The following is a 16,920-nucleotide window of genomic DNA, read 5'->3' as shown; positions in this document are numbered from 1 at the left end:
CACCACTCGCCCGGGTCCGCTTCAGTCCCTGTTGGGCACCCGCCAGGTCAGGACGGTGCCGGTGCCGCCCGGTCCCGGCCCGATCTCGAACTGTCCACCGAGATCGCCGGCGCGCTCACCCATGTTGTGCAGGCCCCCTCTGGCTACTGCGGTGTCGATTCCGGCTCCGTCGTCCTGCACCTGCAGGACGATCTCGCCGCCGAGGGCACTGAGGGAGACCCGGACGGAGGTCGCCTGCGCGTGCCGGGCGACGTTCGACAGTGCCTCGCGGAGCACCGCGAGCAGTTCAGGTCGAATGTCGTCGGGGACGGCGCTGTCCACGGGGCCGGTGGTGTCGAGGTCGGGACGGAAACCGAGCGTCTCCACGGCCTGGTCCACCGCTTCGCGCAGCGCGGTGCGCAGGGTCGCGCCGGCAGGCGCGCGCAGCTCGAAGATGGACCGGCGGATGTCGCGGATGGTGGCGTCCAGATCGTCCACCGCCTCGTTGATCCGCTTGACCGCCTCCGGCTTCGTGACGTGGGCGCTCGCGCTCTGCAGCTGCATGCCGGTGGCGAAGAGGCGCTGGATGACGATGTCGTGCAGGTCCCGGGCGATACGTTCGCGGTCCGCGAGGACCAGCAGCTGCTCGCGTTCTTCCTGCGCCTTGGCGCGTTCCAGCGCGAGGGCCGCCTGCCCGGCGAAGCCGGACAGCAGCGGCGCGTCTTCCTGGTCGACGGGCCGGCCGTTGCCCGGCACGACGATGAGGACCCCGTGCAGGGTGTCCGGGCCGGTCAAGGGAGCGGCGAGCGCGGGCCCTCGAGGCACCGTATCGGGCCAGTCGACGGTGGCGTGCAGGTCCGGTATCGCCCGGTACTGCTCCTGGCCGAACGCCGCGGCGGCGTCCCGGTCGACGGGCACCACATGCCCGACCAGGCGCCGGTACGCCGGGTCCGACCCGTCGGCCACCGCGATGGTGTAGCGCGTCGCTTCGTCGTCGTAGAGCATCACCATGACCAACTTGGCCTCGGAGATCTCCCGGGCGCGCCGGGCGATGAGGCGCAGTGCCTCCGTGCGGTGCACCGTGCCCCGCAGCAGGGAGGTGATCTCGCCGGCGGCGGCCAGCCAGCGCTCCCGGCGCTGGGCCAGCGCGAACAACCGGGCGTTGTCGATGGCCACGCCGGCGGCCGCGGCCAGCGCGACGACGATCTCCTGGTCGTGGTCGCTGAACTCGGCGGCGCCCTGCTTCTCGGCCAGATAGAGGTTGCCGAAGATCTGGTCACGGATGCGGACCGGCACGCCGAGGAAGCTGTGCATCGGCGGATGGTGCGGCGGGAACCCGTACGACTTGGGGTGGCGGGTGATGTCCGGCAGCCGTAGTGGCCGGGGGTCGGTGATCAGCAGACCGAGGACGCCGCGGCCGTGCGGCAGGTCGCCGATCCTGGCGTGCAGCTCCGCGTCGATGCCGTGGGTGATGAAGTCGGAGAGCTCCTCGTTGGTCCCGATGACGCCGAGTGCGCCGTAGCGGGCGCCGGCCAGCGCGCACGCGGCCTCGACGATGCGCTGCAGCATACTGCGCAGATCGAGGTCGGTGCCGATGCCCACCACCGCGTCCAGCAGGGCGCGCAGGCGCTCTCGGCTACTCATCACCTCGCCGACGCGGTGCAGCACCTCCTGCAACAGCTCGTCGAGCTGGACACTGGACAGTGCGGTGAGCCCCAACGACGGCGCCTCCACACGCCGGTCATCCGGATCGGGTACGGCCATGCCGCCAGGCTATCGGGTGCGCCCCGACGCTCGCCAGAAAGGCAAAGTGGCGACAAATGGCATCATTCTCACCTCGTGCCGTCGAGTCCGGCACCGGCTACGAACTCGGCCTGCCGGTCGACAGATCGGCGGGAACGGGACCGACGGGGCGGTGTCAGCCTGCGCTGAGCCGGTCCATCTCCTGATTCGCCGTCAGGGCGAGCGCGGCGGCGATCCGGCCTCGGTGCGGTTCTTCCACGAGGCCGGCCTGGACTACGTGTCCTGCTCGCCATTCCGGTGCCGGTGGCCCGCCGGGAAGCCGGGCGGGCGGCCGTCACGAAGGCGGCGAGCTCGGACACGAGGTGACCCCAGCCGACCGCCGCCGACCACAGGCCCTTGGACTCTGGGCGCGGTGAGCCGCGATCGCGAGGGTGGAGGGAGATGGAAGGGAGGCCACCATGAAAGCACTGATCATCTACGAGTCCCTGTTCGGCAACACCGAGAAGGTGGCCGAGGCGATCGCCGACGGGCTCCGGGAAAGCTACGAGGTCACCGTCGCCGACGTGGCCGGCATGCCGCGGGCGTCCGGCGTGGACCTGCTCGTCGTCGGCGGGCCGACCCACGCCTTCGGGATGACCCGTCCCGCGACGCGACGACAGGCCGGCCAGCAGGGCGACGTGCGTCCCGGCGCCGTGACTGCCGGGCTGCGCGAGTATTTCGACTCCGCACCGTCGCTGCACGGCGTCCCGGCCGCAGCCTTCGACACCAAGGTGAACAAGCCGTTGCTCCCGGGATCAGCCGCCCGTGCAGCGCAGAGGCGGCTCCGCGGGCTCGGCTGCCGGATCCTGATGCCTGCCGAGCACTTCCTGGTCACGGGAACGCCAGGCCCGCTGGCCCCGGGCGAGGAGGACCGGGCTCGCCGCTGGGGCGCCGGATTGGCAGCCGTCGCGGCGACCGGGAAGCACCGAGTGTGAACCATGCATCCGGCCGCGGCTGACCGGCGGCCACGGCCGGAACCTTCTGCCCTGTCGAGGAACATCGATGACGCCGAGCATCGAGAGGAGACCACGAAGGGACAAGCCATGAACACCAAGGCGATCGTCGTCGCGACCGACGGGACCGCATCGGGCGCAGCCGCCGTGCGCCGGGCGGCACGAGAGGCGCAGCGCCGCGACAGGCGGTGTCGACGACTCCCCCGGCGCGGAGCACCTCCTCGGAATCGCGTTCGAGGCGGCGGCCGACCGCGGTACCACCCTCATCGTGGTGCGCTCGTACCTGCCGCTGGTGCCCTTGTGGCCGACCGCGACGCCGCCGGCCAGGGAGGTCTCAACGCCCCGGCAAGACGCGGAGGAACCGAACCGGCTCGACCACCTCGTGGCGCCCTGGCATGCCAAGTTCCCCGAGGTGCCGGCCCGGACGACGGTGTCGCACGACAGCACGGCAGCGGTCCTCACCGGCGTCTCGCACGACGCACAGCTGGTCGTCGTCGGCTCCAAGGCCACGGTGTGATCGGGGGAACTCTCATGGGACCGACCAGCATGCAACTGCGGCACCACGCTGACTGCCCGGTCCACATCGGCCGGCGACCGTCGGCACGGTCGTGCAAACCGGTAGTGCGCTACCGCGGCCGGGTGGGTAGGGACATCCGGCCCTACCGGTCCGGACGCCGGAAGGGCTATCCAGAAGAAGAGGCAACCACGCCGCCGTCCGTGCGGCCCGCACCACCGTCAGGAGGCCGTCATGCTCACCGCGACCGACGCCCCGACCCGGATCGCGCCGCACACCGAGGTCGTCCCGGTCCGCCGCGGCGACCGGGAGATCGGCGCCTACGTCACCGACGCTCACGGCACGAGGTTCGTACCCGCCGTGGACGCGACCGCGGTCGCGATGGCCGCCCTCGCCACCGCCGCCGTGGCCACGCTCGGCGTGTCGATCGGCCTGGCCCTGCGCCGGCGCCCCGCCATCGGCACGGTCACGATGGGCCCGGGCGGCTGGGTCAGCCTGAAGCGCACGTCCTCGCCCCCGTTGCGGGCCGCACGGCCGGACCACCGGCCGTGGTGGGCCCATGCGCTGCGCGCGCACCGCCTGGTCGTCCAGCGCTGAGCCGGTCGCCGATGCCCGCTCCAGGTCACCGGTAACCGTCGCCGGCCGGGTCTCGGCCGGGGTCGTAACCTCGGGTCCATATCCGAGGCTGATGGTGCGCTGCTTCCCGTCCGAGGGGAGGCGTTCGGCCCTGCCGGGGCAGGTGCCACCCGGTCCCGCACCGGCACAGCGGCATGTGGTCCCGGCTGGCTGAGACCCGGCACCGGACTCGTGGCGCTACCGGCTTCGGCAGCGCCCCGAGGCGATCCGGCCGCATCAGCGCGCTCCGGAGTGCCGATGCCACTGGTGAATCGCCGGAACCCGCCGGTCGGGACTTTCGTCCCGGCACTGTCGGGCGTTCAGGCCCGGGTGCGCGCTGCCGCCAGGAGGCAGAGTCAAGACGACGACAACGACCGAGGAGGACACCATGACCACCATCAGCCGCGGAGCCGCAGCCCACCTGGAGCACGTCGAGGCGCCCGGTGCCATGCTCACCAAGGCGGCAGCTAGAGCGCTGGCCGTGTTCCGCATCTCCCTGGGGTTCGTCTTCCTCTGGGCGTTCCTCGACAAGACCTTCGGCTTCGGCTATGCGACCCCCGCCGAACGCGCCTGGATCAACGGCGGCTCTCCCACCAAGGGGTTCCTGTCCTCCGTCGATATCGGGCCCTTCGAGGGGACCGCCCACGCCATCGCCGGCGAGCCGTGGGCGAACTGGCTGTTCATGCTCGGCATGCTCGGCATCGGGCTTGCCCTGATCCTCGGGATCGGCATGCGCCTGGCCGCCGCGGCCGCGACGCTCATGATGGCGTTCATGTGGTTCGCCGAATTCCCTCTCGCCCAACACACCAGCAGCGGCAAGCCCAGCGGCTCCACGAATCCCATCACCGACTACCACTACATGTACGCCGCCGGCGCCATCGCCCTGGCCCTGACCTACGCGGGCCACACCTGGGGACTGGGCCGCTGGTGGGCCGGTCTGCCGTTCGTGCAGCACCACCGTTGGCTGATCTGAACCGCCACGGGCACCGGGAAGCGGACCAGGCACGTACACCAATCGGCACCGTCGTAGCGGAAGGCAGGAGGACCCGTCATGACCGCACCGTCCGAGCGACCGGCACGAAGCCGCGCCGCCCAGGCGCTCGAAGCCGCGGCACGGGCGTCCCTGCACGCGCCGTCGGTGTTCAACACCCAGCCGTGGCGCTGGCGCCTCGGCCAGGACCGGCTCGAGCTGCACGCCGACCGCGGCCGCGCCCTGACCGCGACCGATCCGGACCGCCGGCTGCTGCTGCTCAGCTGCGGTGGGGCACTGCACCACGCCCGGGTCGCGCTGGCCGCCGCCGGATGGGCACCCCGAGTGGTCCGCCTGCCCGACGAGGCGAACCCCGACCTGCTGGCGCTGATCACGATCACCGGCACGGACACCGCCGACCCGGACGGCGAACGCATGGCGGCGGCGATCCCGCGCCGGCGCACCGACCGCCGCGCCTTCGCCGAACGCCCCGTGCCGGAAGAGACCCTGACCCGGCTGCGCCGTACGGTCGAGGCCGAGGGTGCGTACCTGCACGTCGTGCGCCGTGACCAGATGCCGATGCTGGCCACCTCCACCAGCCGCGCCGCCGACGCGGAGAGCCGGGACCCCGCGTACCGCGAGGAACTGTGGCACTGGACGCACCGTCCGCAGGACAGCGGGGACGGCGTACCGCCCTCGACCGCGGTACAGCAGGTCCCGAGGCGCGTACCGATCCGTGACTACGCCCCGGAGGGTACGGCGGGACTGGCCGCCGGTGACGGCTTCGACCTCGGTGCGGCGTACGTGATCCTCTTCGGCGGCAGCGACGGCCCGCTGGACCTGCTGCGGGGAGGTGAGGCGCTCTCGGCGCTGCTGCTGACCGCGACCGCCGACGGCCTGGCCACCGCACCGCTGAGCGACACCATCGAGGTGCAATGGCCCCGGCGACTGCTCACCGACCTGCTGGCCGGCGTCGGCGAACCCTACGTCGTGGTCCGGCTCGGCTACAGCGACACCAGCGAGCCGCTGCCACCGGCCCCCCGGCGGCGGGCCGCCGAGGTCATCGACATCGACGACGAGTGACCCGGACCCGGCCGGAAAGGAGCACCGCTGTGAACACCCCGACATTCGACGCCTCGGCTCTGCGCATCGCCGCGGTCGCGGCGGTCCGCGCACCCTCCATGCACAACAGCCAGCCCTGGCGGTTGCGGCTGCACGACGGAGGGATCGAGATCCTCAGCGACACCGCCAGACAGCTGGCGATCGCCGACAGCACGGGGTGGGCGGTCCGGATCGCCTGCGGTGCCGCCACCTTCAACGCCCGCATGGCGCTGGCCGTCGCCGGCACCCCGGCCGCGGTGCGGTGGCGCCCGTATCCCGCCGAGCCGGAGGTCCTCGCCCGCCTCACACCCGTTCAGCCGCGACCCGCCACCTACGCCGAACAGGACCTCCACGCGGCCATCCCCCGCCGCACCAGCAACCGTAAGCCGTTTCGGCCCGAGCCCGTTCCCTCCGGCGTCCGGCTCGCACTGATCGAGGCGGCTCACGCCGAGGGCGCCTGGCTCGACCTGCTCGTCGGCATGACGGCCCTGAGCGGCTTCGCCGAGATCGCCCAGAGCGCCGACCGGGTGCTGCGCCGCGACCCGGCGTACCAGGCGGAACTGGCCGGGTGGACGCGCGCCGACGCGGCAACCGACGGGGTACCGGCCACGGTCGGCGCGCCGGTCGCGGAACCGCAGGACCTCCTGCCGCAGCGCGCCTTCACGGACCGGCGGCGCGCGCCGGGCCGCGATTTCGAACCCGAGCCACTGGTAGCGGTCCTCGGCGTAGCCGGTGACCGGCTCATCGACCAGCTGGTCGCCGGCCAGGCCCTGCAGCGGGTACTGCTGACCGTCACCGGCGCTGGCCTGGCCTGCTCCATGATCTCGCAACCCATCGAGGTGCCCGCTGCCCGCGACCAGCTCCGCATCTCTCTGCGCCGGGCCGGGACACCGCAGATGACGCTGCGCATCGGGTACGGCGACCCGAGCCGTCCCACACCGCGCCGCGAGGTGGACGACGTCCTTGTCCGCTGTGGAGAACCCGTCGCTACGCGGCGGTGACCGACTCGTCGCGGCTGCCGTCGGTGCTGACGGCAGCCGTCCAGGCGTGGGAGCGGGACGATCGTGTCGCGGGCAGCGTCGTCCGCGACTGTCAGGCAGGCGCCACTGGGCGCATCTGCGGATTCATCGGCAACAATGGTCCGGGACCTCCGGGTCCCACGGAAGGGCCGACCGGCCCTACGGCCACCGCACCGTCGTCGTCGAGGCTGGGACCATGACTGGATCTGCTGCACGAGTGATCATCGGCTTCGACGGCTCCCCCGCGGCGAGCGCCGCGATCGAGGTCGGCGCCCGGCTGTTTCCCGGCGCGCGGGCGTGGATCGCTCACCTGTGGGAGCCTCCGTTCGCCAGCGAGACGCTGCGCCGGCGGCTGTGGAGCGGGACGGCCAACGTCGACGAGTACGTCGACGCGATCGAGCGCGAGGGAGCGCGGGAGGCCGAGCGCGTCGCCGGAGTCGGGGTCACCCTGGCCGAGGCCGCCGGCTTGCGGGCCGAGGCGCTGGTGGAACGGGGCTACGGCGGCGACGGGGTCCAGTTCGCGCAGCTGGCCGAGAAGGTCGACGCCGAGGTGGTCGTGGTCGGTTCCCGCGGACTCGGCGGCACGCGGGCGGTGCTCGGCAGCGTGTCGGACATGGTCGTGCACTACGCCCAGCGACCGGTCCTCGTGGTTCCGCACCCTCTGCTGGCCGCGGAGTCCGCCGCCCTCGCCGCCGGGCCGGTCGTGACCGGCTGGGACGGCTCCGCGTACGCGGAAGCCGCCCTGGCCGCGGCAGGGGCGCTGTTCGGCGACCGGGAGATCGAGCCGGTAGCCGTCGACGAGCGCCCCGGAGGTGACCTCGAGGCCGGCGGCCGGGCGGTGACCGTGCTGCAGCACGACGGCATGCTGCCCCGATCCCATCGTGCGGTCGCCGCGATGCTGAGCGCGCACGCCCGTACCCGGCATGCCGCCGTCCTGGCCGTCGGCTCGCGCGGCCGTTCCGCGGTCGAGGAGATCCTGCTGGGCTCGGTCGCGATGGCGACCTTGCACCATGCGCACCGCCCGGTCCTGATCGTCCACCGCCACGGAGAGACCGGGGCATAGCAGCGGGCTGGCAGGTCCGCGTGCCGGACCTGCCAGCGCCCGGTCTGCTCCTCGACGCGGATGCACCACGGGTACACGCCGATTGCTCCACGGGCGCACCTCGTCGTATCTCGCCACCACCGATAATTGCGAACGTGACTCCACGCCTGCAGCCGCCTGGACAACCCGCCGTGGGCCCTCGGGTGTATCGCTGGTATCTCGCGGCGAACGGTGCCGTCCTGGCCCTCGGGGTGATGTTGCCGGCGAGCGCGCGGGTGTGGGCGTACCTGGCGGTGGCAGCGTCGGCGCTGGTGGCGATCGTGGTGGGAGTACGCCGCTATCGCCCGGTGTGGTCCCGGCCGTGGTGGCTGACGACGGCGGCCATCGGCATGTCGTTGCTGGCCAACGCCGGCTGGGCCGCGGCGATGGCGCCCTCGGGAGTTCCGCACTTCCCGTCGTTCGGCGACCTGTGCTACGTGGTCACGTTGTCGCTGCTGACGGCGAGTGTGTACCAGTGGGTACGGCCCGGCGCCGCCAGTGGCGGCCTCATCGACGCCGCCATCGTCACGATGGGCGGCGCCGCGGTGCTCTGGGTTCTGGTCGTGGCTCCGCTGATGTACGACGCGCCGTTCACCGGGCTCCGTCTGGGCGCCTATCTGAGCTACTCCGCGGTCGACCTGATCATCCTGGCCCTGACGATCCGTGTCGTAGTGGTGACGCGGGTCAGGTCGGTGGCCTACCGACTGGTCGTTGCCGCATCCACGGTCTTCGTCCTCACCGACACCCTGTACTACGCCGTTCTGTTGTCCCACAACGTCCGCCTGGACAGGCCCACCGCGGTCGGCTGGCTCGCGGCGTACGTCTTGATGGGTGGCGCCGCACTGCACCCCTCCATGGCCCGCAGTGTCGGCAGCATGCCCCGCCCCTCCCTGTCGTCACGCAGCCGGCTGTGGACCTACACCGTGCTCGCTACCACGATCAGCGCACTGATCGTCGTCGCCGTCGCCCCCGACCTGTCACCCGACCGACTCGTACGGCTGGTCGTCCTGGTGGGCCTGAGCTGCGCCGCTTCGGTGATGCTCATCCTTCGCCTGGCCCAGCTGGCAGACCTGCTGAACCGCCGGGCCCATCTGGACCCGCTCACCGGCCTGGGAAACCGTGTAGCTCTCCAGAACCACCTGGACCGTCCGGAACGGCAGGATCAGGTGCTCCTGCTGATCGACCTCGACGGCTTCCGGGACTTCAACGAGGCATTCGGCCACCAGGACGGTGACGCCGTGCTCATCGAGATCGGGCATCGTCTCCGCGCGGTGGCGCCCAGCGACGCGGTCGTCGTGCGACTCGGCGCGGACGACTTCGCCGTTCTTGCCGCCTCCCCCGGAGACGACCTGGCCGACCGGATCCTGGAATCGACACGACTTCCCGTCCGGATCCGCGGAGAGATCGCCCGCACGTTCCACGTCAGCGTCGGCGTCGTCTCGTTGCCCGGCGGCGGCAGCCATCCTGCCGCTCTGCGCGACGCCGACCTGGCTCTGGCCACCGCCCGCGCCAACGGCGGCAATCAGTCGGCAATGTTCGACCCGGGGATCCACGCCGAACGGCGCGCCAACAGCGAACTGGTCGCACAGTTCCATGACGCCCTCGCCGCCGGCGAGTTCACCGTCCACTACCAGCCCATCGTCGATCTCAGCACCGGGCGGATCGTCGCCGCAGAGGCGCTGCTGCGCTGGACGCGACCCGACGGCACCCGCGTACCTCCGGACCGCTTCATCCCTCTCGCCGAGCAGAGCGGCGCCATCGTCGCCATCGGCGACTGGGTCCTCGCGCAGGTGTGTGCCGACCTGACCGGGCTCTGGTCGACCGACGGCCTGTCGGTCACGGTCAACGTGTCCGCACACCAACTGCGCGACCCGGCATTCGCCGACCGCGTCCTGACCCTGCTCACCGACGCCGGCGTACCGGGCCGCGCGCTCATCGTGGAGATCACCGAAACCGTACTGGTCACCTCGGTCAGCGACGCCGCCGCCGTCACCGCCCAGCTGCAGCGGCTGCGCGACCACGGAGTCCGCATCGCCATCGACGACTTCGGCACCGGCTACTCGTCTCTGGCGTACCTGCGGGAACTGCCCGTGGACATTCTCAAGATGGATGGCTCCTTCACCGCACGACAGATCGACCACGGCGGGCCACGAGAGATCGCCTTCATCCGTACGATCGTCGAGCTCGGACGCAGCCTGGACCTGGTCACCATCGCCGAAGCGGTGGAGACCGCCACGCAGGCCGATCGCCTCCGCGACCTCGGCTGCCACCTCGCCCAGGGCTATCACTACGCGAAGCCGGCGCCCATCGCGGAACTGCGCGACCGACTGCTTCGGCAAAGCCCGCTCGCCCCTGCCGTGCACTGACTCCACTGCCGGGCCGGTGCCCGGACGGCGGTCGGCCGCCCAGGTGCCGGCCCCGGTCGCGGGCCTGGGCGAGCATCGCCGCCGGCCGGGTTGTCCGCGGTTCAGTCCTCGAGGCCGTATTCCGCCACGCGGCTCACCGTGCCCTCAGCGAGCCGGTAGGACAGGCCGACCACCGCGCATCGGCCGTCGGACACCGCGTTGGCCAACAGCGCCGAGCGTTCGACCAGCCCCGTGACGGTACGCCGGATGTGTGCATCCACGAACTGATCGATTTCGGTGAGTCCCGCCGCCCGGGCGGCGAGCACGCTCGGCATCACGCGCTCCACGACGTCTCCGAGGTAGCCGGCCGGTGCCGCGCCGCTGCGTTCGGCTTCGCTGGCCGCAGTGACGGCGCCGCAGGAGTCATGGCCGAGAACGACGACCAGCGGTGCGCCCAGCACGGTGACGCCGTACTCGATACTGCCCAGGACCTCCGCGCCCGCCACGTGACCGGCGGTGCGGACCACGAACAGGTCGCCGAGACCCCGGTCGAAGATGATTTCCGCGGCGAGCCGTGAGTCCGAGCAGCCGAAGAGCACCGCGAATGGACGCTGCCGTGGCGCCGACTCCGATCGGCGATCGGCATCTTGGTTGGGATGAAGCCGTTCGCCATGCACGAAGCGGGCATTTCCTTCCAACAGCACGGCGTACGCCTCTGCGGGCGAGGAGGAACCGAGATCAGGCATGCCGGAAACCTATCGCCTGACCACCGGGAGCCGGAACCGAGGTCGTGGGCCGCACCGGCACGGCATGAGCACGCGGGGCGCGCCCGAGAATGGGCTGACAAATCCATCAGTTGCAAAAGTCTTCAAGTCGGCGGCCATTCGGCACAATGATGTCGATCATTCGTTGACAGGCGCCGGACACCGTGTGCGTTGGACGTCTGCCCGTCGCCGCGATCCTCGACGCATCACGACATGCGAACGCTGAGGAGTCGGACATGCCAGAGATGGACGTGGCACTCAAGGGCACGATGCAGATCGACGGCGCAATCGGGGCCGCCCTCGTCGATCACACCAGCGGCATGGCGCTGGGTACCGCCGGTGGCAGCAGAGACCTCGACCTGACCGTCGCCGCGGCCGGCAACACCGACGTGGTACGCGCGAAGCTGCGCGCCATGGAGATGCTCAACCTCACGGAGAAGCTGGAGGACATCCTCATCACCCTGGACACCCAGTACCACCTGATCCGTCCGGTGAGCAGCCGGTCCGGGAAAGGGCTGTTCCTGTACCTGGTCCTGAACAAGGACCGGGCGAACCTGGCGATGGCCCGCCACCAGCTGCGCGCGATCGAGCAGGGGCTCGACGTGTGACCGCCGGGGATGCGTCAAGGCTGCGGCAGGGCACCACTTTGATCGTGTAATTCGGCCAGCAGTCCGTCCCTGTCGGTCAGGATCTCACCGAGAATGCGCCGGCCGGCAGCCAGCAGATCCAGTACGGCGGGGGTACTGAGCGCGTACATGACCGCGCCGCCATCCCGGTAGGACACGACGATGCCGGCCCGGCGCAGGACGGCGAGCTGCTGCGACAGGTTCGACGACTCGACGTCGATCTCCGCGAGAAGATCACGCACCGGACACGGTCCAGGCTGCAACAACTCCAGGATACGAATCCGGACAGGATGTCCCAGGGTCCGAAACATCTCTGCTTTTGCCTGGTACAGCGGCCTTGACACGTATGTCTCCCTACAAGGTCGCCACCGACCGAGCGTTGATGGCTGTCCGACCCGCGACCATCCCACCCGAGGATCGGCGGGAGGGACGGTTACAGGCTAACCGGACTCGTTGCGAAGGAACCACGACCGAGCCGGCACACGATGGAGGCCTGCGGGTACTCGTCGCAGCTCGTACGGGCGAGGCTCGGTGCGCCGCCGCGCGGGTCCGGTTGACCGTTGCGAGCCAGTCGCCGGTCAGGCGTTCGAGGGGGTGGCTTGCACGCTTGTTCTCATCACTGCCGTGGCCGCCTGATGCGAACCCTCCGGCCACGCCGGCGACGAGGTTCCGGGAGGAAGCGACGACGGCGCACCATATGCTTTTCCTGATCTGGAGACCGCCACGCGATGAACACCGACGGCTGCGCGGCGATGTCGACCGAAAGGTGAAAGGACTGCGATGCGGGTCTTGCTGGTCGCCCCTCCCGGAGCAGGCAAAGGGACCCAAGGTGCCCTGATCGCCACGCACTTCGACATTCCGCATATCGCGACCGGAGACCTGCTCCGCGAGCACGTAGCCCAGCGAAGCACCCTCGGCAACGCCGTCCAGGAACACCTGAACCGGGGCGAACTGGTGCCGGACGAGATCGTCCTCGACATGGTCCGTACGGAGCTCATCGACGCGAAGGAGCACCGCGGGGGTGGCTACGTGCTCGATGGCGTGCCGCGGAACATGACGCAGGCACGAGCTCTGTATCAGGTCGGGCTGGACCTGGACATGACCGCGAACGTCGCCCTGCATTTGAAGGCCGACGACGATGAACTGACCCGCCGGCTTCTCGCACGCGCGGCCCTGGAACATCGATCCGACGACACCGAGGAGGTCATCCGCCGCCGGCTCGCGCTCTACCACGAGGTGACGCATCCGATCGTCGACTGGTACGGCTCACGCGGCATCCTGGTGTCGGTCGATGCCATGCGACCGGTCCAACATGTGGCCCGGCAGATTCTCACCGCCCTGGAGACCATGAGTACGCTGGTCGACTTCGTTCCGGAAAGCGCCCGACGCTCGATCGACCTCACCGGGCTGGGCGCCGCATTCGGCGACGCCTGAGCCGCCGCAACACGCGGCGCTCGACGCTCGGGGTGTCCGTCGGCGAACATGGAAGCCGATCTCCGGGGGCTGCCGGGCAGCGAGGCATCCCGCGACGGCACGTCACCGCCGAGCCCGGTCGACCCCGCGGTCTACCGGCTCCGGAGCTCATCCACGCCAGAATGTCGGCCGGGTCAGGGCAGCCGCCAGCAGCGGCAGGATCGGCGGCCAGGTGAGGACGAACAGACCGGCGAGGCCCAGCCAGAGGTCGATCAAAGCCAGGACACTGCACGCGACAGTGAACCCTGCGTTGCCCCGGAACGCCAGCGGAGCAGCGGACAGTGCGACGTAGACCCCGAAGAACGGCAAGGGCCACAACTTGCCGCCGGAGTTGACCCATATTCCCGTGCCTACCAGTACGCAGTAGACCAGTGCGCCCATCGCCAGACGGCGCCGTTGCACACCGATCCGATCCACTTGAACATGTTCAACCATGGGCTCATCCTACGGGTTCCCGATCTTCGATGAGGTCCCGCGCCGCTGAGGCCGCTCCCTTGCGGTGGTCCCGGCCGAACCCGGCACGGGACCACCGCCACCCTCCGCATCTTCACCGCCTCGGGCCCCGGGGAGGCAGCCGCGCGGACGACACGGGGCGACACCGCGCCCCCATCTGCGGAACGGGCGCCTGACTGCGGTTCACTGCCCGGTCAGGAGGCGATCCTCACCGGTTCGAGTCCGAGGTCGAGGTCGCGCTCGGCCGAGATGTCGACCCGCGTGCCGGCCAGTGTGGTGGCCTGCCTGGCGTTCCACTGCTGCGGGAGCCGGACGCGCACGGCTTCGCCGGTGGTCCAGAGGACGGAGTGCTGCTGTGCGCCCTGCTGGATGCGCAGCACGTAGATGTTGTCCCTGATGATGTACGACTGGGTCACCTTCCCGCCGCGGAGCCACTCGGCGGCGGCGCGGTAGCCTCTGCCTTCCTCACTCGGTGTGGTGTAGTCCGATGTCGCCGACTCGAGCAGTTCGGCGTCATGGCTGCCTTCCAGGGTGTAGAAATTGAAGTTCTCCACGCCGCGCCCGGCCATGAGGAACAGTGCCCGGGCGACCGCGGAGCGCCGTTCGACGGCGTTGATCTCCCGGCAGTTGCCGGGTGCCGCCGCGCAGAACTCGGCGTCGCAGGCACCCTCCTCGAGGCAGACCGCCACCTTGTCGTCGAGGCAGGGTCCGACCCCGCCGACGCAGTTGGAAGAGCTGCCCTCGGTGTTCCAGAGCTTCTTGTCCTCGATGCCGTGCCGCTTCATCACGTCGCGGATGTTGTCGATGTAGCCCGCGTTCTCCGGGTTGGTGCCGAAGTACCAGTGGAAACCGATGCCGTGGACGGCTTCCGCGCCGCCGGCGGCGAGGAACCGGTCGAGCCAGTTGACGCCGCCGGTGGTGATGCCGGGGCTGAGCAGGATGGCTTCCTCGTCCTCCTGGTCCAGCACGTCACGCGCCAGCCGGGCGAGCTGGGCCATGCGTTCGGGGGTGCCGCTGTAGAAAGACCTGCCGTCCGCACGGAGGCCGGCGTCGGGCTCGTTCCACAGCTCGTACACGTCGATCTCGCCTTTGTACCGGCGGGCGACGGTACGCACGTAGTCCTTCCAGTCCTCGTCGTTCTTCGGGGGCGCCGCGGCGAAGTTCGGGCTGTCGGGCTTGGAACTGGCCCACTTCGGCGTCTCCCCCATGGTGTAGACGATCTTCAGCTTGGGGTCGAGCGTCTTCCGGACCTGGATCAGCCTCTTCATGAAGGTCTGGTCGAGCCGCTGGCCGTAGTTGCCGTCGTCCCAGGGCCAGACGTCCTGGTCCTTCTCCAGGAAGCGCCACGCGGTGTTGGTGTCCCAGAGCCGGACCACGTGTTGCCCCAGGGCGGGCCACTGCCACTTCGGGTTGTGCATCAGCGGGGTATGGATGCCGAACAGATCGTCCGAGACCACGCCGGTGCCCACCGGGTGCGCGGGATTGTCATGCACCTCGGAGATGGTGACATCGTCGATGTAGATGTTCTTGCCGACCTGCCCGACGGTCAGCCGCAGTTGAATGCCCGTCCCGGCGCGCTGCACACAGACGACGTCCATTTCCACCGGCTGCCAGGACCCGCCGAGCTTGAGATTGCGTACGGTGAGAAAGGTGTACGGCTCCGGGGCCCGCCGCACTCCGAGCTGGGCCGGCACGTCGGCCTGTCCTTGGTCGGCCCGCAGCTTCCCGGTGAGGCGATACTTCTTACCTGGCTGGCAGGTGAACGAGTAGTACAGTTCTGCCTTGCTCTCCAGCACCTGGTTGTCGACGACGTACGTCCCGCGCTTGAACCGCTGCGAGGTCGTGCCGTCGACGAAATAGCCGGCGCGGGTCTCAGGACCGGCCTCGAACGCGTCCGCCCTGTTGGAGGGGTCGTTCGGCCGCCAGCCGCGCGCGTACCGGCCGTGGCTGTACTCCCCCTCGAAGTCGACGTCGTGAACGAGCGTGGTCTGCTCCGTCGCATCGATGCCGGCCGGGATGTCGATGGGCGCGACCCGATCGGAGCCGGTGACGCGGAAGACGGCGTACCGGTCGATGAACACGTCGACCCCGGTCTCCTGCAGTCCGATGCGGAACGAGCCTGCGACGGACGCGGTGTAGGTTCCCTGGAAGGTGAACGACTTCCACTCCCGGGTGACCTCGATCGTCTGGCTCGCGTCCGGTGTGAACGGGCGGACGTCGCGCCGCAGGAACAGATCGACCTTGGTGGTGCGTTCCGCCCGCGCCATGAACTGGACCCGGTACGCCTGACCGCGGACGAAAGGCTGCGGGTTCACGAGGTGGACGTCGGCACCGTCCGGCCGGCTCTCCACCCGGAAGCGCTGTGCGCCGCCGACCGCTCCCGCGCTGTCGCGGACGCCCTCGCCCTTCGACAGGATCCAGCTGGCCTGCTGGCCGTTGCTGTTCGCCCAATGATTCGCAGTGAATCCCGGCGCCGTTCGCTGGAAGTCCTCCTCGAACTCCTGGGTGAACAGCCGCGTCAGCCATGCCGGATCGGTTGACGCCGCGTTCGCCGGGCTCGCCGCGGTCGTCACGGCCACAACGGCGGCGACGACGAATGCCAGTACCGGTCGGCGCCGGCGGAGAGTACTTCCCGGACGGTGCCGGCGCGTTCGCGCCTCTGGTTCCCTTCCTGCAGCCACTGCTTCCCAACCACCTCTCTGGACTCGACGACGGTTCTCCGAAGGCGGGGCCGCCGCGCGGCTGCCGCCCTCGGCCGTGGGAAGCCTACGGACATGACTTGAACGCGTTCAATGACGTACGTCTCATGTGGACTGTCTGTGCGCCTACGACGGAGAGCGGGTATGGTCAGCAGACTGCTGCCGGTCGGCGCGACCGCCGCGGGTCCCCGCTCCCTCCCGCGGGCAGGCCTGATCTCCCATGACGCCCACCGCAACGGTGCCGCGGCCGACGTGGCCGGAGGGTCAGCCGCCAGGTGACGACGTCTCACCGAGCAGTGCCGGCGGAGAGATCGCCCTTCCGACTCGGGCCGGCGCCGCTGCTCGTGGCGCGGGTCTTCCGGCGGGTCGCGACTCGGGTCGACGGGAACGGCGCCGCACGTCAGGGCGGCGCGGTGCATCGGCAACTGGCGCAAGAAACGAGACCGGCCGGCATGCGGGGGCATGCCGGCCGGTCTCGGAGGTGGAAAGGTCAGCGGCTGCCGAAGACCTGGGTGTAGTACGGGGTGCCGTTGGCGGAGTAGACCA

General features: G+C 70.4%; 14 protein-coding genes and 2 pseudogenes. 11 read left to right on the top strand and 5 right to left on the bottom strand.

Annotated elements, in window-relative coordinates; translation table 11 throughout:
- Positions 1–21: 21 nt before the first annotated feature.
- Positions 22–1,743, bottom strand: a complete 1,722-nt coding sequence (locus IEY99_RS31490) for a sensor histidine kinase (protein ID WP_189207756.1) — start codon at positions 1,741–1,743, stop codon at positions 22–24.
- 196 nt (positions 1,744–1,939) lie between these two features.
- On the opposite strand from IEY99_RS31490, the pseudogene IEY99_RS35150 reads away from it, so the two are divergent.
- From IEY99_RS35150 to IEY99_RS31450, 9 genes and pseudogenes are all read left to right on the top strand, one after another.
- Positions 1,940–2,088 (top strand): annotated as a pseudogene (locus tag IEY99_RS35150) (putative PEP-binding protein); the annotation flags it as partial.
- A 92-nt stretch (positions 2,089–2,180) separates the two neighbouring features.
- Positions 2,181–2,696: a flavodoxin family protein gene (locus IEY99_RS31485; RefSeq protein WP_189207755.1), complete on the top strand. Its 516-nt coding sequence runs from the start codon at positions 2,181–2,183 to the stop codon at positions 2,694–2,696.
- A gap of 217 nt (positions 2,697–2,913) precedes the next feature.
- A pseudogene (locus IEY99_RS31480) lies at positions 2,914–3,231 on the top strand (universal stress protein); the annotation flags it as partial.
- 231 nt (positions 3,232–3,462) lie between these two features.
- Positions 3,463–3,825, top strand: a complete 363-nt coding sequence (locus tag IEY99_RS31475; protein WP_189207754.1) for a hypothetical protein — start codon at positions 3,463–3,465, stop codon at positions 3,823–3,825.
- A 406-nt stretch (positions 3,826–4,231) separates the two neighbouring features.
- Positions 4,232–4,816, top strand: a complete 585-nt coding sequence (locus IEY99_RS31470) for a DoxX family membrane protein (RefSeq protein WP_189207753.1) — start codon at positions 4,232–4,234, stop codon at positions 4,814–4,816.
- 78 nt (positions 4,817–4,894) lie between these two features.
- On the top strand, positions 4,895–5,896 hold the full coding sequence (locus IEY99_RS31465) for an Acg family FMN-binding oxidoreductase (RefSeq protein WP_189207752.1): 1,002 nt from the start codon (positions 4,895–4,897) through the stop codon (positions 5,894–5,896).
- A gap of 29 nt (positions 5,897–5,925) precedes the next feature.
- Positions 5,926–6,915: an Acg family FMN-binding oxidoreductase gene (locus tag IEY99_RS31460; RefSeq protein WP_189207751.1), complete on the top strand. Its 990-nt coding sequence runs from the start codon at positions 5,926–5,928 to the stop codon at positions 6,913–6,915.
- A 214-nt stretch (positions 6,916–7,129) separates the two neighbouring features.
- Complete coding sequence (locus tag IEY99_RS31455; RefSeq protein ID WP_189207750.1) at positions 7,130–7,996, top strand: universal stress protein; 867 nt, start codon at positions 7,130–7,132, stop codon at positions 7,994–7,996.
- A gap of 134 nt (positions 7,997–8,130) precedes the next feature.
- Positions 8,131–10,380: a putative bifunctional diguanylate cyclase/phosphodiesterase gene (locus IEY99_RS31450; protein WP_189207749.1), complete on the top strand. Its 2,250-nt coding sequence runs from the start codon at positions 8,131–8,133 to the stop codon at positions 10,378–10,380.
- A 101-nt stretch (positions 10,381–10,481) separates the two neighbouring features.
- Here IEY99_RS31450 and IEY99_RS31445 read toward each other — a convergent pair whose 3' ends face one another.
- Positions 10,482–11,105 (bottom strand): carbonic anhydrase, encoded by a 624-nt coding sequence (locus IEY99_RS31445; protein WP_189207748.1) that lies wholly within the window; start codon positions 11,103–11,105, stop codon positions 10,482–10,484.
- Between the two features lie 254 nt (positions 11,106–11,359).
- On the opposite strand from IEY99_RS31445, the gene IEY99_RS31440 reads away from it, so the two are divergent.
- A complete protein-coding gene (locus tag IEY99_RS31440; protein ID WP_189207747.1) occupies positions 11,360–11,731 on the top strand; it encodes a hypothetical protein in 372 nt (123 codons plus the stop codon).
- A gap of 14 nt (positions 11,732–11,745) precedes the next feature.
- Here the strand turns inward: IEY99_RS31440 and IEY99_RS31435 are convergent, their stop codons facing one another.
- Positions 11,746–12,093: an ArsR/SmtB family transcription factor gene (locus IEY99_RS31435; protein ID WP_189207746.1), complete on the bottom strand. Its 348-nt coding sequence runs from the start codon at positions 12,091–12,093 to the stop codon at positions 11,746–11,748.
- Positions 12,094–12,529: 436 nt separating this feature from the next.
- Between IEY99_RS31435 and IEY99_RS31430 the strand changes: the two genes are divergently transcribed.
- Positions 12,530–13,183, top strand: coding sequence for an adenylate kinase (locus IEY99_RS31430; protein WP_189207745.1), 654 nt, complete (start codon positions 12,530–12,532; stop codon positions 13,181–13,183).
- 147 nt (positions 13,184–13,330) lie between these two features.
- On the opposite strand, the gene IEY99_RS31425 is transcribed toward IEY99_RS31430, so the two are convergent.
- A complete protein-coding gene (locus tag IEY99_RS31425) occupies positions 13,331–13,657 on the bottom strand; it encodes a hypothetical protein (protein WP_189207744.1) in 327 nt (108 codons plus the stop codon).
- A 212-nt stretch (positions 13,658–13,869) separates the two neighbouring features.
- Positions 13,870–16,248, bottom strand: a complete 2,379-nt coding sequence (locus tag IEY99_RS31420; RefSeq protein ID WP_189207743.1) for a glycosyl hydrolase — start codon at positions 16,246–16,248, stop codon at positions 13,870–13,872.
- Positions 16,249–16,920 lie beyond the last annotated feature (672 nt).

Origin of the sequence: Couchioplanes azureus (genome assembly GCF_014648355.1) — a bacterium.
GTDB classification, from domain to species: domain Bacteria; phylum Actinomycetota; class Actinomycetes; order Mycobacteriales; family Micromonosporaceae; genus Actinoplanes; species Actinoplanes azureus.
The sequence above is the reverse complement of the archived record's forward strand: the minus strand, read 5'-3'. Positions and strand labels throughout refer to the sequence as shown.